This is a genomic window from Lysinibacillus sp. TE18511, from assembly GCF_054062295.1.
The window spans coordinates 1-14,594 of sequence record NZ_JBSSFD010000016.1; the positions used below are offsets into that span (position 1 = coordinate 1).

16 protein-coding genes are annotated in these 14,594 nt (G+C 37.4%); 9 read left to right on the top strand and 7 right to left on the bottom strand.

The window, feature by feature from the left end:
• The 4 genes from ACVWXS_RS13075 to ACVWXS_RS13090 form a co-directional block, all read left to right on the top strand.
• On the top strand, window positions 1-185 hold a 185-nt coding region (locus ACVWXS_RS13075; RefSeq protein ID WP_456958503.1), incomplete at its 5' end, for a hypothetical protein.
• A 38-nt stretch (window positions 186-223) separates the two neighbouring features.
• Window positions 224-391 (top strand): hypothetical protein, encoded by a 168-nt coding sequence (locus ACVWXS_RS13080; RefSeq protein ID WP_456958504.1) that lies wholly within the window; start codon window positions 224-226, stop codon window positions 389-391.
• Between the two features lie 38 nt (window positions 392-429).
• Window positions 430-597 (top strand): hypothetical protein, encoded by a 168-nt coding sequence (locus tag ACVWXS_RS13085; protein ID WP_456958505.1) that lies wholly within the window; start codon window positions 430-432, stop codon window positions 595-597.
• A 121-nt stretch (window positions 598-718) separates the two neighbouring features.
• A protein-coding gene (locus tag ACVWXS_RS13090; RefSeq protein WP_456958506.1) for an IS3 family transposase occupies window positions 719-1,821 on the top strand; the annotation gives its coding sequence in 2 pieces (ribosomal slippage) (window positions 719-962 and window positions 962-1,821; 1,104 coding nt in all).
• A gap of 246 nt (window positions 1,822-2,067) precedes the next feature.
• Here ACVWXS_RS13090 and ACVWXS_RS13095 read toward each other — a convergent pair.
• From ACVWXS_RS13095 to ACVWXS_RS13115, 5 genes are all read right to left on the bottom strand, one after another.
• Window positions 2,068-2,448, bottom strand: a complete 381-nt coding sequence (locus ACVWXS_RS13095) for a hypothetical protein (protein WP_456958507.1) — start codon at window positions 2,446-2,448, stop codon at window positions 2,068-2,070.
• Between the two features lie 87 nt (window positions 2,449-2,535).
• Complete coding sequence (locus ACVWXS_RS13100) at window positions 2,536-3,543, bottom strand: FecCD family ABC transporter permease (RefSeq protein WP_456958508.1); 1,008 nt, start codon at window positions 3,541-3,543, stop codon at window positions 2,536-2,538.
• Complete coding sequence (locus ACVWXS_RS13105) at window positions 3,536-4,537, bottom strand: FecCD family ABC transporter permease (RefSeq protein WP_456958509.1); 1,002 nt, start codon at window positions 4,535-4,537, stop codon at window positions 3,536-3,538. The genes ACVWXS_RS13100 and ACVWXS_RS13105 overlap by 8 nt, the downstream gene beginning before the upstream one ends.
• A gap of 26 nt (window positions 4,538-4,563) precedes the next feature.
• Entirely contained in the window at window positions 4,564-5,481 is a 918-nt protein-coding gene (locus ACVWXS_RS13110) for an iron-hydroxamate ABC transporter substrate-binding protein (RefSeq protein WP_456958510.1), read from the bottom strand.
• A 15-nt stretch (window positions 5,482-5,496) separates the two neighbouring features.
• Window positions 5,497-6,285, bottom strand: a complete 789-nt coding sequence (locus ACVWXS_RS13115; protein ID WP_374967207.1) for an ABC transporter ATP-binding protein — start codon at window positions 6,283-6,285, stop codon at window positions 5,497-5,499.
• A 138-nt stretch (window positions 6,286-6,423) separates the two neighbouring features.
• Here ACVWXS_RS13115 and ACVWXS_RS13120 point away from each other — a divergent pair, with 138 nt between their 5' ends.
• The 5 genes from ACVWXS_RS13120 to ACVWXS_RS13140 all read left to right on the top strand — a co-directional run bounded on the left by ACVWXS_RS13120 (window position 6,424) and on the right by ACVWXS_RS13140 (window position 11,838).
• Entirely contained in the window at window positions 6,424-7,473 is a 1,050-nt protein-coding gene (locus ACVWXS_RS13120) for an NAD(P)/FAD-dependent oxidoreductase (protein ID WP_456958511.1), read from the top strand.
• Between the two features lie 664 nt (window positions 7,474-8,137).
• Complete coding sequence (locus ACVWXS_RS13125) at window positions 8,138-8,770, top strand: class I SAM-dependent methyltransferase (RefSeq protein WP_456958586.1); 633 nt, start codon at window positions 8,138-8,140, stop codon at window positions 8,768-8,770.
• 210 nt (window positions 8,771-8,980) lie between these two features.
• Window positions 8,981-10,108, top strand: coding sequence for a DUF418 domain-containing protein (locus tag ACVWXS_RS13130; protein ID WP_456958512.1), 1,128 nt, complete (start codon window positions 8,981-8,983; stop codon window positions 10,106-10,108).
• 96 nt (window positions 10,109-10,204) lie between these two features.
• Window positions 10,205-11,236 carry a sensor histidine kinase gene (locus ACVWXS_RS13135; protein ID WP_456958513.1) on the top strand — a complete coding sequence of 344 codons (1,032 nt, stop codon included), beginning with the start codon at window positions 10,205-10,207 and terminating at the stop codon, window positions 11,234-11,236.
• On the top strand, window positions 11,233-11,838 hold the full coding sequence (locus tag ACVWXS_RS13140; protein ID WP_456958514.1) for a response regulator: 606 nt from the start codon (window positions 11,233-11,235) through the stop codon (window positions 11,836-11,838). The genes ACVWXS_RS13135 and ACVWXS_RS13140 overlap by 4 nt, the downstream gene beginning before the upstream one ends.
• A gap of 57 nt (window positions 11,839-11,895) precedes the next feature.
• Here ACVWXS_RS13140 and ACVWXS_RS13145 read toward each other — a convergent pair whose 3' ends face one another.
• Window positions 11,896-13,254: a PepSY-associated TM helix domain-containing protein gene (locus tag ACVWXS_RS13145; protein WP_456958515.1), complete on the bottom strand. Its 1,359-nt coding sequence runs from the start codon at window positions 13,252-13,254 to the stop codon at window positions 11,896-11,898.
• Window positions 13,255-13,586: 332 nt separating this feature from the next.
• The gene (locus ACVWXS_RS13150) at window positions 13,587-13,769 is read right to left on the bottom strand and encodes a hypothetical protein (protein WP_223554926.1); all 183 of its coding nucleotides are present in this window, start codon (window positions 13,767-13,769) and stop codon (window positions 13,587-13,589) included.
• Between the last annotated feature and the right edge of the window lie 825 nt (window positions 13,770-14,594).

The window sequence follows — 14,594 nt, forward strand, 5'->3', positions numbered from 1 at the left end:
TATTTCTACCCGTCTCCTTGAGATTTTTATCCGTCGGTGCCGGCGTTCTTTCCGTCGCTCTGAGACTTCTATCCGTCGATAAGGTCTTGCTTTCCTTCGCCTCTATTTCTATCCGTCTCCTTGAGGTTTTTATCCGTCGGTGCCGGCGTTCTTTCCGTCGCTCTGAGACTTCTTTCCGTCGATAAGGTCTTGCTTTCCTTCGCCTCTATTTCTATCCGTCTCTTTGAGATTTTTATCCGTCGATGCCGGCGTTCTTTCCGTCGCTCTGAGACTCCTATCCGTCGATAAGGTCTTGCTTTCCTTCGCCTCTATTTCTATCCGTCTCTTTGAGATTTTTATCCGTCGGTGCCGGCGTTCTTTCCGTCGCTCTGAGACTTCTTTCCGTCGATAAGGTCTTGCTTTCCGTCTCCCCTATTTCTACCCGTCTCCTTGAGATTTTTATCCGTCGGTGCCGGCGTTCTTTCCGTCGCTCTGAGACTTCTATCCGTCGATAAGGTCTTGCTTTCCGTCTCCCCTATTTCTACCCGTCTTCTTGAGATTTTTATCCGTCGGTGCTGGCGTTCTTTCCGTCGCTCTGAGACTTCTATCCGTCGATAACTCCATAGTTTCCGTCGCCCCCTTTTCTATCCGTCTCCTTGAGTGGATAGGCTACACTAAGTTAGACAGATTCTATAAGGGCTAGTACACTATAATTACTAACCTAAAGGAGCGTGTTTTTATGTCACGTCAACGTCGAACTTTTACAGCAGATTTTAAACTTCAAATGGTGAAGTTATTTGAAAATGGTAAATCTCGTGCAGATATTGCGAGAGAGTATGATATTACACCATCTGCACTGGATCGTTGGATTAAAAACCATCAAGAAACCGGTTCATTTAAGGCAGAAGATAACCGTTCACAGGAAGAAAATGAACTATTAGAGCTACGCAAAGAAGTACAACGCCTACGAATGGAGAACGATATCTTAAAGCAAGCAGCGCTGATCATGGGACGAAAATAGATGTGATTCGTCACAACGCTCACAAATATTCGGTATCAGCAATGTGCGACGTCCTGCAAATTCCAAGAAGTTCATACTACTACCACTTAAAAATACGCGAAGATGATGAACGACAAGCACAAGAAGCCGATTTACAAGAGGCTATTTATGTCATCTTCAAACAAAGTCGTAATAATTACGGGACACGTAAAATAAAGAAAGAACTAGAAAAGCAGAATAAGATAGTTTCAAGACGACGAATTAGTCGCACCATGAAACATCTAGGCCTTGTCTCGAACTACACGGCCGCCTATTTTAAACCGCAGAAAAATCGTAGTAATGAAGCGCCAGTAGCCAATGTGCTAAATCGTGAATTTGAACAAGAAAAAGAATTATCAGTTTTAGTCAGTGATTTAACATACGTAAGGGTCGAGAAAAAATGGCACTATGTATGCTTATTTGTCGATCTCTTTAATCGTGAAATTGTCGGTGCAAGTGCTGGACCAACTAAAGATGCGGCGCTTGTCTATAAAGCTTTAAGTAGTATTAAAGGGAACTTAACAAATGTGCAACTTTTTCATACAGATCGAGGTTCAGAGTTTGATAATAAGCTAATGATAGAAGCAACTGAAGCGTTTGGAATCCAACGTTCACTAAGTGCGAAAGGATGTCCGTATGATAATGCCGTCGCAGAAGCTACATACAAGAGCTTCAAAGTTGAGTTTGTCTACCAACGTACTTTCATAATCCTGGAGCAGCTTGAACTTGAACTTTGGGATTATGTGAATTGGTTTAACAATATTCGCATTCATCAAACTCTTGGTTATCTTACACTAGCTTAATTTAAAGAGCAGTATATATAATAACCATCGAAGAACGGCTTTACATGGAGTGGCGGGCATGATAGCCTCGTTTGGCAGAGCCAGTTATATGAAGCTGGTTCCTTGGCGCAAGAATCATGCCCGCAGAGGCTCCATGTCAAGCCACTTCATAACAAAACCACCCTTAAAAGAACTGTTCAAATTAGTGTTGACATTCCAGAGGTTTTTATCCGTCGTTGTCGCTATTCTTCCCGCCACTCCTTTTAACTAAAAAGCCGCAACTGTATTAAACGGAATCTGTTCGCCATTTTTATATAAATAAACATATTCATAATTAGCATCTTGCGTTAGTTTATAAATATGCTGCTTAATAACTTCGTCGTTTTGATTTTCAATTTCATCAATGTTTATTACAATCGTATCTTCCTTACTCTCCACGCTGACCGTAACAGTTTCCTTTGTATTTATCACAATATACGAGCGCTTTTCACCAATATTTATCATTTGGGCATAATCTTCCATTCCAAGGACATTTAAAGTTTCTTGTAAATCCTTTGGTATAGATTTTACTTTAGTAATTGCTACTGTTGAATTACATGCTGACAATACAATTATTGAACATAATAAGACGATTAATAATTTCTTCATGTACCATCACTCCCCATTTATCATATTCAATAAATATTCCGAAAAAGCCTTTCAAAATAAAAAAAACAACCAAACAGCCAAAGCCATTCAGTCGTTTTTTCGTAATAAATATAAAAAATAAGGAGCACCGATACATGCTACGACAATACCAGCTGGCACTGTCGCACTTGCAATCGCTACGCGGCCAATCGTATCCGCCAGCATTAATAAACTTGCACCTATAAACAAGGTAAGCGGTAAAAAGAACTGGAAGCGTGGGCCGACAAGCTGTTTCGCAATATGTGGAGCCATTAGACCGATAAAGGCAATTCCCCCTGTAACTGAAACAGCAGCTGCAGCTAATGCAACAGCGACCACTAATAATTGCAAGCGCTCGCGTGCAATATTCATGCCTAAACCAACTGCCGTTTGTTCGTTCATCGCCAGTACATTTAACACATTGGCCTTATAAAAAATAAATGGAATGCCTAGCACCAGCCAAGGCAATAGCGCCCAGAAAAACGGCCAATCCGTTCCCCAAACATTGCCCGCAAGCCATTGCGCGATAAATTGCACATCACTACGCTCAGCTGAAGAAATTAACATCATCATAACTCCCGATAAGGCAGAGGCTACGCCCACTCCGACTAAAATTAGTTGGACCGGCTGTACACCCATATTGCGCTTATAGGCGAAAAAGTAGATACACAATGCTGTTAATAAAGCACTACCAAATCCGACAAGTGGTAATACATATGCAAAGTTAGGAAGATTACCATCTACAAGGAGATAAAAAAGCGTAATCCCAACACCCGCCCCAGCATTAATCCCAATAATACCAGGGTCCGCTAAGTCATTACGGGTCACTCCCTGCAACACGGCACCCGCTAATGCTAATGCCATCCCTGCTGCTGCCAATACAAACAATCTTGGCAAACGAACAGAAAACAATACGAATGATTCTTTAAAGCTGCCGTCTCCCAGCAAGATCGGTATGATGCGGTCAATAGAAACCGAAGCAGCTCCCATTGATATGCCCATCACAAAAATAACGATTGTCAACAATATCCATACAATTAACCATTTACGTTGTTTTTTTCGCCCGTCATTAAACAACCTGACGACCTCCCTTCCGAACAAGAAGTAAGAAGAATGGAAGGCCGATAATGGAAATAATTGCAACTACCGGTGTTTCATATGGAGCGTTAATCATTCTACCTGCGAAATCCGCTGTTACCATAAACCAACCACCGATAATGGCACTCATCGGTAAGACAAATCGATAGTCTGTCCCAACAATAGCACGCACAATATGCGGCACCATCAAACCAACAAATGCAAGATTCCCAACAAGGGCAACTGCAGAGCCTGCCAGTACGACAACTACAAACATCATAATTCCTTTAATTACTGTTGTATTTTGTCCTAACCCTACAGCGACTTCTTCGTTTAAACTTAAAATGGTTAGCTGACGACTAAATATAAACGCTACTACTAAGCCTATTAAAATAAAAGGAACAATAATTAGCGCTTGCCATGTTGTGCCAATTAAACCACCACTCGTCCACATCGATACATCTTTTGAAATTTGAAATAATATTCCCGTACCATCTGCAATTGCTTGTAAAAGAGCAGATACAGCTGCACCGGCTAAGACAAGCTTTAATGGAGAAAAGCCATTCTTTGTAGAAGCACCAATACCATATACAATCATCATCCCGATCCCAGCACCTACGAAACATGCAAAAATAAGCATCATATAAGAGGCATTGGGGATAAATGCCATTGTTAAAGCAAGTACAGCATTGGCACCCGCTGTTAGACCGAGGAGCCCAGGATCTGCTAATGGATTTCTTGTAACTCCTTGCATAATAGCACCAGCAACCGCAAGTGCACTGCCTACAAAAATAGCCGCAATTATACGTGGAAATCGAATTTCACGTAAAATCGTATAATGCTTGCCACCGCTTTGTCCGACAACAGCTTCATAGACATCCTGAATGCTAGTATTAGCCGCGCCAACACAAAGCGAGATCGTCACTGTCACTGCTAATAAGATCAGGGCAAACAGCGCCTGAAGCCAAAATGGGAATTGTCGAAACTTTGTCATTTGCCTTCGCTACTCTCTACTAAAAATTATTGTAAAAACTTCTCTTCAAAGAAATCTAATTGATACTCTAAAGTAATCGGATCATTAAAGTAAAATGCGTTGGCATTCACTTCAAATAATTGTCCATTTTTCACCGCTTCTAAATCTTTAAACCACGCAGCATCTGTAAATGAATTATCTTGATCCTGGAACATACTAAAAATCACATAGTCTCCTGCATATTCACCTAAAACTTCTTGTGAAATCGCAAAATAACCTGGCTTCAAAGCATCTTGTTTCACTTTTTCAGGCATGTTTAAGCCCATTGCTTGATATAAAATTTCTGTTCCACGACCCCAGTTATCACCATAAACATACAATTGCTTATTAAAGCTTTCTGCAACAGTAACGGTTGCATCTTCACCGATTTTTTCTTTTATTTTCGTACCTGTTTCTGCAGCACGCGTTTTAAAATCCTCAACCCACTCAGTCGCTTCTTTTTCTTTGTTAACAACCTTACCGATTTCAATGAATTGTTGTAAATAGTCAACTTTTCCGTAAGTAAATAATACAGTCGGAGCGATTTCTGCTAATTTATCCGCATTTTCAATACCGCTTAAACCAATAATTAAATCCGGTTCTAGCTCAAGAATTTTTTCAATATCTGTATTCTCAACAACTACTGCATCTTTAATAGCATCTTGGAAGTTTGGATTTTTCGCAGCCCATGAATCAACCCCAACGACATTTACTCCAAGTTGTAATAAATCCCCAACAAAAGAAGATAATACAACGACACGTTTAGGGTCAGCAGGTACTTCAATGGGACCTGTTTCAGATTGATACGTAATCGTTTCCGCTGATGATGTTTCTTTAGAGCCCTCATCTGTCTTCTCTTCTTTATTGCCGCACGCTGCAAGCACTAGTACAACCATCATAAACATTGGTAATAACCACTTTTTCATTAATTAACTCTCCTTTTACACCGTTTCTAGTAAGTTATATGTAATGCACATTGGCTTGTCTGTTCGTGGATCCTTGCCAATGACTGCATCAATATTAAACACTTTTTCTAATACTTCTGGTACAATCACTTCCTCTGCCGTACCAAACTTCACAAGCTCTCCTTGCGAAAGAGCAACAATATAATCTGAAAAACGAGCTGCTTGATTTAAATCATGTAGCACCATGACAATTGTGCGTCCTTCTTCTTCATTTAACTTGTAAAGTAGTTCTAAAACTTCTAACTGATGGGCCATATCTAAATAGGTTGTTGGCTCATCTAAAAAAATGATAGCGGTCTCCTGTGCTAATGCCATCGCAATCCACACTCGTTGACGCTGTCCACCAGATAAGGCATCAACTGTATTTAACCGAAAGTCATCTGTTTTAGTTACCTTTAAGGCCCAGTCAATCACGTCTTTATCCTTTTGTGATAAATTGCCGAAGCCTTTTTGATATGGAAATCGACCGTAAGATACAAGTTCTTCCACTGTTAAACCATGAGCACTTTCTGGACTTTGTGGCAATATAGCAAGCTCTTTCGCTAATTCCTTCGTTTTCATCTTGGAAATATTTTGACCGTCTAAAATGACTTGTCCACTCTCATGCTTCAAAATTCTTGTAATAGCTTTTAAAAGTGTAGATTTACCACAGCCATTAGAGCCGATAATCGTTGTAATTTTACCGTCTGGAATTTCCAGCGACAAATCATGCACAATCGTTTTGTTCTCATAGCCAATACGAATCGATTCAACTTGTAAACGCAAAATGTAACCTCACTTTCTTTTTACTTCTTTCCATGCTATGATACTCCAATGATAATCATTATCACTAGATTAGTCTAGTAATCAGATCAAGTTTTGTCAAATACTTTTTTATTATTTTTCTAAGGATGTGGCGAGAAAATGCAACATATATATGATGTGACAATTATTGGTGGTGGGCCTGCGGGTCTATATAGTGCCTTTTATAGTGGTTTACGAGGATTAAAAACGAAATTAATCGAGAGTCAACAACAGCTTGGAGGGAAAGTATTGCTTTATCCAGAAAAGCTAATTTGGGATATTGGTGGTCACCCTCCTGTGTTAGGCGAACAATTTGTACAACAATTAATTGCGCAAGCTAAAACGTTCGATCCAACTATTTTAACAGACACAAAAATCGATTTCATAGAGCGTCAAGACGATATTTTTATACTTCATAGTGCCCAAGGCGATCAGCATTACTCTAAAACTGTTCTTATAGCCGTTGGTGGTGGAATCATCAACCCTCAAAAGCTCACTCTAGATGGCGCAGAAAAATACGAAATGACCAATTTACACTATACCGTGCAATCCTATCAACGTTTTGTGGACAAGGATGTTATTATTTCGGGAGGCGGAAATGCGGCAATTGACTGGGCAGTTGAGCTTAGTCGTATCGCTAAAAACGTTACTGTTGTTTATCGCAAAGATACGTTATCTGCCCATGAAGCCACAATTCAAGAAGCTTTAGATGCCGGTGTCCAGATTGAATGCAATACAACTATTACGAAACTAACTGCGAATGCTGACAAAACGGCTATTCAATTAGTAACGTGCGAAAACTCAAAAACAAAGCAAAGCTATACACGTCAAATTGATGAAGTCATTGTGAGTCATGGCTATAACCGCGAAGCATCATTAGAATTTGATCAAGCGATCACTATTCCTAAAAAGGATGATTACTATTTCGAAGGCAGAGCTACAGGAGAAACCGCACAGCCTGGAATTTTTGCAGCAGGTGATATTTTAGCATTTGAAGGGAAAATTCATCTTCTCCTAGGAACCTTCCAGGATGCAGCCAATGCCGTGAACTCCATCAAAACATTTTTAGAGCCTACTGCCTATCGCCATGGCATCGTTTCATCACATAACGAGGCATTCAAAGAGAAAAATCGCTCTATTATTGAAAAGCACCTTATACAAGTAAAATAAACACAAAACCCTTGCGATCTTAGCAAATTAGTTTGCTGTCTTCTTTCTAAAGAAACCCTCTTAGAATTTGTTCTAAGAGGGTTTACTTAATATTCGTCTATAATCTAGAAAAACTACCTAAAAAAACTTAAAAAATAGCCCATTTGCCTGATCATGTTGACTCCGTTTGTTATGGTTCCGGCATGGCCCATAAGCGTATTGAGATGCTGTGGTAATCTTCCTCCTCTATAGGTTTGAGGTTGTTGATTAGGATAATAGAAGGGCTGCACGAATCTACCTTGAGAAGGGCCATAGCCTTGTCGATATCTTGGTTGGATTGGTCCCCTTCTAGGATTTGGCGGAAAAAACGGCATTCATTCACCCCCTAACAAATAACTTTTAAATAGTATATGTTGGTATTTTTTCAACACTTAGACTTTCACAGATGTTTGTGAAAAAAACATACATATATATGACATAAAAAAGCCCCGAAAGCTAGTAATTTATTCTATCTCTCGGAGCCTAAAATGGCGCACGGCAAGCGGATTTGATCTCTTACAGGAACCATACTATTTTTTATTTCATATTATAGAAAAAGACGATTAAAGAAGGGATTCCTATTCAAAATTCTAAATATCTAGATTTTCTGTCCAAATTTGGTGTTGGTGGTGCGCATCCTGGTGGTATTAATCTAACAAAGGAAATATTCAAGACTGAGAACATTAGTAAAACCTCTCACATTTTAGATGTCGGGTGTGGTACAGGTCAAAGCGCTGCCTATTTGGCTGATAAATATAAATCAAAAGTAACTGGTATAGATAGCAATTCCATAATGGTTGCAAAAGCAAAAAAGAGAATGAAAAAAAACCGTTTACCAGTAGAAATATATCAATGTTCTATAGAACAAATGCCTTTTCCGGATCATACATTTGATGTCATTATTTCCGAATCAGTTCTTTCTTTTGTCAATAAACCTAGTGCCCTAAAAGAAATCTTTCGTGTATTAAAGAATGGCGGTCGTTTTATCGCCATTGAATTTACTATTACTCAACCACTTGAAGCGAAGATCGAAAAGGAAATCCAACAGTTTTATGGATTTGATTCTTTCTCAATGAAAAAGGATTGGATCGCTTTGTTTCAACAAGCTGGTTTTAAAAATATTCGTATTCAAAAAAACAAAGCAATCTCATCGGTACCTGAATTTCATTACTCGGAGGATATTGGACCTGAACTTTATGAGATAATGGATAAACATTTGGATATGAACTTAAAGTATGAAGAGATTTTAAACTATAGAATTTATTCATGTACCAAATAGTCAAAACAAACGGCAGTAAAAGATTTTACTGTTAAACAAATAGATGTAATAAACCAGCAGCTAAAGCATTGCTGGTTTCTTACTTTTCGAGCGCTGGATACACCATAAAATGACACCTGTCATAAAGAACCTTTGACTCGTGTGAATATTTTTTTCCTTTGATTTTCCATATGATTTTAGTAAGAAAACAAAGAAAGAGTGATTTGAAACATGCAAAAAAATCAAAGACTACCATTAATCGATATATTACGGGGTTTTGCTGTATTAGGGACGCTTGGTACAAATATTTGGATTTTTGCTTACCTTGGGGACCCATCATCTATAATGACCAGTAATTATTCAGGCTGGTGGTCATTTAATGACTTTTTACGAATGTTCGTTTTATTTTTAGTAAACGGCAAGCTACTTGGTTTGTTAACAATTATGTTTGGGGTTGGTCTGGAATTAAAATATCAGCAATCCATGCGACAAGGAAATGCTTGGCCAGGTATGTATATTTGGACACTGTTATTTTTATTTACGGAAGGACTTATCCACTTTACATTGGTTATGGAATACGATATTTTAATGAGCTATGCTGTGACAGGGATCATCGTTGCCTTTATCGTCAAAGTTGGTGATAAAGCGATCAATCGTTGTTTGTATGTGTTCGGTGGCTTTCATGCCATGATGATTCTTTTAATTTTATTCAGTACATTGCAAGGTACCAATGTACTTTATGAAAGCGATTCAGTTGTTTCGCTTTATCAAAACGGTACTTGGTTTGAGCAAATACAATATCGCTTAGCAAATTTTCTCTACTATAGAACGGAAGCAATCTTTATTATTCCAATGAACATCTTTTTATTTTTACTTGGGGTAAAATTTATGCGTAACGGTGTCTTTTCTCAAAGTGAGCATGGCCGCAAGGTACGAAAAAAGCTATTATTCATTGGGATTTATATTGGGATACCATTGAATCTTCTTATTTTTATTCCAGGAGGAACTTTTGATTTTCCAGTTCGCTATTTATTTGCACCAATCCTATCAATTGGTTATATTGGTATATTAGGTAAATTTATAGAATACAAGAAGGTAGATTGGTTATGGAAGAAGCTTGGAGACGTCGGTAAAATGTCCTTAAGCTGCTATGTCCTTCAAAATCTAATGGCATCTATCATTTTCTACGGCTGGGGTTTAGGTTTAGGAGGAACGCTAAATAGCATTGAGATTATTGCCATTTGGATGACGATTTCCCTGCTACAAATTTTGATCGCCCAACTGTGCATCAAACACTTTCATTTTGGACCATTGGAATGGATTCGTAAAAATACTATTCAAGCTATTACACGTAAATAATCAAAAGGGCTGGTGTAGCATATAAAAATTTACCCAAGAGAGCAAGCAAAGCATTATCTAATTATTGATGTAGTATCGCTCATTTTTTTATTCACCATGGTATTAGGGTCAAATTCTCAATTACCATTATTGGCAAAAATAATAATCCTACTGTTATTTTTAGTAGCGTTCTATATTGCTTTATGGTTTAAAGATTGGCGTTTACTTGTAGCGTCTTTAATAGGCTTTACGCTTATTATCATACTAGGTATTTATGAAGGATCTTCTATGTTAGTTTTTGGATTTACATTTGCTGATTTAATTGGAAGAGCTAAAACTAAATGGCATATTGCAGTAGGAATGATGGCAATTGCCCTTATGTTTTTAATCGTTATTTTGTTTGAATCCGAAACATCTTTCCAATTAGAGACCGAAGTTTTAATACCTATAATGATCATTCAGCTACTATTTCCAATGCTAATCTATTATGTGGAAAAATCTAAAAAATTACAATCAGAATTAACAGAGGTCAATACGCAGCTTGTTCAACAAGAAGAACGACAACGGATTGCCAGAGACCTCCACGATACGCTTGGTCATACATTGACAATGATTAAAATAAAAACAGAACTAACATCAAAATTAGTCGATAAAGATACGGTGCGTGTAAAAGATGAATTAAGTGATATTTTAGCAACAACGCGGACGGCATTAAAGCAAGTAAGAGAATTAGTCTCTGATATGAATTTTATTTCTCTAGAAAGTGAGCTAACACATTGTAAACAGCATTTACAAACAGCGAATATTTCCATAAAAATGAAAAATAACTGCCCAAAACTACTACTAGCAAGTGTGGAAGAAACGATGCTGTCTTTATGTCTTCGAGAAGCAACTACAAATATTATTAAACATAGTCAAGCGAAAAAATGTCGCATTGAAATGAATGATTTAGATGGCATTTTGACGTTAAACATCGAGGATGATGGTGTGGGCTTACATAACCAAGGGCTTGGAAATGGACTAACATCTATGAAAGAAAGAATGACTGCCCTTCACGGAAGTGCTTCCATTGAAAATTTATCGACGAACGGAACAATTGTGACGTTAACACTCCCTATCCAACACTACAGAAAGGAGCCAACTACATGATACGAGTATTACTAGCAGAGGATCAACAAATGTTACGCGGCGCCTTAACTTCCTTGTTGTCGTTTGAGCCAGATATCAAAGTGATCGCAGAAGTTTCAGACGGTCAAACAGCGTGGGAATATATTCAACAAGAGCTACCCGATGTTTGTGTATTGGACATCGAAATGCCAAATCTTACTGGACTTGAGCTTGCTGAAAAAATAAGACAAGCAAATTTACCATGCAAGGTGATGATTGTCACAACCTTTGCACGTCCTGGGTACTTACAGAAAGCAATGGACTGTGAGGTACACGGTTATTTATTAAAGGATGAACCGATCGATTATTTAATTGAAACCATCAGAAAAGTAATGAATGGTGAAAAGGTTGTCAGCAGAGATTTAGCTGCTACATTATTTATGAAGGAACAAAATCCATTAAATGAACGTGAAATTGCTGTTCTACAACTTGTAAAAGAAGGACTCACAACGAATGAGATTAGTAAAAAATTATTTTTAACGAAAGGTACGATTCGAAACTATTTATCAACCTCCATTCAAAAGCTACATGTCGAATCTAGACAACAAGCAGCCCAAGTTGCCAGTGAAAAAGGCTGGCTTTAGAAAAAGAAAAGCGATACTGCTTCCTCATCTAGAAAGGATACAGTATCGCTTAGTATTTTAATTGACTTCTTTTTTATTCTTAGATACCAAATTTATTATGATTTCTATCAGTACAACAGCAATTAAAGAAAGTCCGAATAGTGGCATCAGTATACCTAAAATTATCATGAAAACGATGAAAGGAATAGATACTTTTTGAGAGATTTTAGGTGGTGCTGATAGAAGACCTTTTTTCTTCCTTAGCAACCATGTTCTAACTCCCCAAGCAATAACCACTAAAAATGCTAGACATACTAGTAAATTTATTAATTTATTTGGCCAGCCAAACAAATGACCTTCATGTAAAGGAATTCCCCACGTGAACCATTTGGCAAGAATGCCGTAGTCCTCATATCCAACTTTGTCAATAAACTTCCCGCTATACTGATCAAAATACATCGTTGTTTCTTCATCCGGACTAACATCAAGTCCTGTTATACCTGTGTTACTAGATTTTGCAACTGTATAGACACCGACTTCACTAGTAGGATAGATAATCGCGTAAGGTTTTGATATATTCATTGCATCAATTTCATGTTGTAGCTTTTCTACGCTTAGTTGGTAAGGGTTAGCACCACAGCCGGTATTGGCTTCCATACCATGATGTGCTGCATGTCCTGAATCTGACGTTGGAGGGATTTCTTGTCGAGTAGCCCAAGGAATCTCACTTACATCCGATGTAGGAGGCTGCTGCTGTAATAATGGCGTGCCGAAAGAAGGATGATCTTGTGAAGCTTGGTAAATATAGTTCCCCATAAACGCAGACCATGGTAAACCTGTAAAAATGAGTACAAGCATTGGAATCGTAATAATTGTCCCGACAATGGCATGAAATTTCCTACTCTTTTGACGTTTGTTTGTCTGCTTTGTTTTCTTTAGTAGTTTTGCTTTAAATGTCATGTATACACCAGAAAGCAGTAAAAAAACAGCCCAGCACGAAGCTAATTCTACTAAATAATTTACAAAAGTTCCCCCAATAAATAAAGAACTATGCAGATTTCTCATAATATTTGCAAAGGTGTAACCAGCATCTTGACCACCAATAATTTGATTATTGTCATCTAAGAACACATATCTTTCTTCACCATCTGCATTTTTCATCGTTAATCGTGTATTGTATGGCTCTTCTAACTCTATAATTTTATTTGTTTTATAACCAGCATATGATTCTTCTGCAAGTTTAACAGCTTCGTCAATGGATTGTACCTCAGTTTTTCCGCTATCACCAAAAAAGTATTCATCATATAAATGATCCTCAACATCGGTATAAAATAAAAAACCTATACCACTGAGCGTTAGCGAAATAAGTAGTGGAGTTATAAATAGTGCGGCATAAAAGTGCATTCGCCAAAAACTCTGATAAAGCGTGTTTTTCATGTCTAGTTCTCCAATCTATAAAATACAATTTCGCCTTGGCGTAATTGTAGCTGTCGCTTTGCTTTCGCTACAGATAAACAATGCGTCTGGATTTTGAATTGTGCTCGCACTATTCAAAATCCGTGACATCCGCCGGAGGCATTATCTTCAGCAAGCCTTTACTGAATGAAGATAAGTGCAGAATTATTATATAAAGAAAAAGTGAAATAAGAATGAAGTCCTAGTAAAAATTTTATAACACTGATAGATTCACATTAATCGCCCGCCGATTCGTGAAGACAAATAAATAATCAGTGGGGATGAAGAAAACCCCCACTGATTATAGTTTTACTTTATCCAATTAGTTCTTTCATTACATTCGTATAAGCAGTAAATATGTCATTTTTATGAACAGCATCCTGCCCTACATACTGTTCAACTAGCTCCCTTAATGTTTGAGAAGCGTTTGTATATTGCTTTTGCATGATTTCAAATTTCAACAGACTTTCATAATACTCAATTACTTGTGGATTCATGTGTAACACTCCTCCTCTTTAAAAAGATGTCTACTATGACAAATACACGGCATACTATGTTGATTGCCATCACGAATCAATGTCGTCTTGGCGTAATTGCTACAAATTGAATTTATGATCTGTACCTCTATCTTATTATTCCGTTTTAATTATTATTCCATTATGTGTGTACACACAGACAATATCCTAAAAGATTACAATAATCTATTGTATGGAAGTCAATTTTTAAAGTCATTTTACAGGCGTTTTGATTTAGAAAAAATAGGTATATCATTGAGCGATAAAGGATTTTTTTGTTTGTTGTAACTTTTTCACTATTTTTTACAAACAAAAAAAGAGCGTACCAAAATTCGCTTACCTTCTTCTTTTATTTTGAAATATTTAATTGTTTTGAGAAATAATAAAACCCTCCCATCACCATATAAAATGGGAGAGTTAGGTATATAAAAGTTTTTCTTAGTTAGTTAAATGCTATGTACGTTTTAAACTTTCCTCATAATCTTTTTGCATATTTAAGATAGGGTAAAATTCATTAAATTTCAAGACAACTCTATCGTAATCATATTGTTCTAGCGTCCCAATAAATTCTGCTTCTCCATCTAAAATGAAAGATGTAAATCGGTCACATTGAACATATGACTCACAATCTAAATTAGCTTCTTGCCAATATCTAATTTCTACTCGATTTTGAGGTCTCGGTTTTGTAGTTATTTTTAATGCGAGGAATTCATGAGGCGTTGAAGTCTAAACAAAAACAAGGACAGGGCGAACTTTATCACCATGTCCTTCTTCGTTAGGATGGTTAAGTCTGTATATTTCTCTTGC

What these genes read in the sequence shown, in the direction of transcription:
- ACVWXS_RS13095 (WP_456958507.1), bottom strand. Translation starts at nt 2,448, where the DNA reads ATGAAGAAATTATTAATCGTCTTATTATGTTCAATAATTGTATTGTCA.
- ACVWXS_RS13105 (WP_456958509.1), bottom strand. Translation starts at nt 4,537, where the DNA reads ATGACAAAGTTTCGACAATTCCCATTTTGGCTTCAGGCGCTGTTTGCC.
- ACVWXS_RS13110 (WP_456958510.1), bottom strand. Translation starts at nt 5,481, where the DNA reads ATGAAAAAGTGGTTATTACCAATGTTTATGATGGTTGTACTAGTGCTT.
- ACVWXS_RS13120 (WP_456958511.1), top strand. Translation starts at nt 6,424, where the DNA reads ATGCAACATATATATGATGTGACAATTATTGGTGGTGGGCCTGCGGGT.
- ACVWXS_RS13130 (WP_456958512.1), top strand. Translation starts at nt 8,981, where the DNA reads ATGCAAAAAAATCAAAGACTACCATTAATCGATATATTACGGGGTTTT.
- ACVWXS_RS13135 (WP_456958513.1), top strand. Translation starts at nt 10,205, where the DNA reads ATGGTATTAGGGTCAAATTCTCAATTACCATTATTGGCAAAAATAATA.
- ACVWXS_RS13140 (WP_456958514.1), top strand. Translation starts at nt 11,233, where the DNA reads ATGATACGAGTATTACTAGCAGAGGATCAACAAATGTTACGCGGCGCC.
- ACVWXS_RS13145 (WP_456958515.1), bottom strand. Translation starts at nt 13,254, where the DNA reads ATGAAAAACACGCTTTATCAGAGTTTTTGGCGAATGCACTTTTATGCC.
- ACVWXS_RS13150 (WP_223554926.1), bottom strand. Translation starts at nt 13,769, where the DNA reads ATGAATCCACAAGTAATTGAGTATTATGAAAGTCTGTTGAAATTTGAA.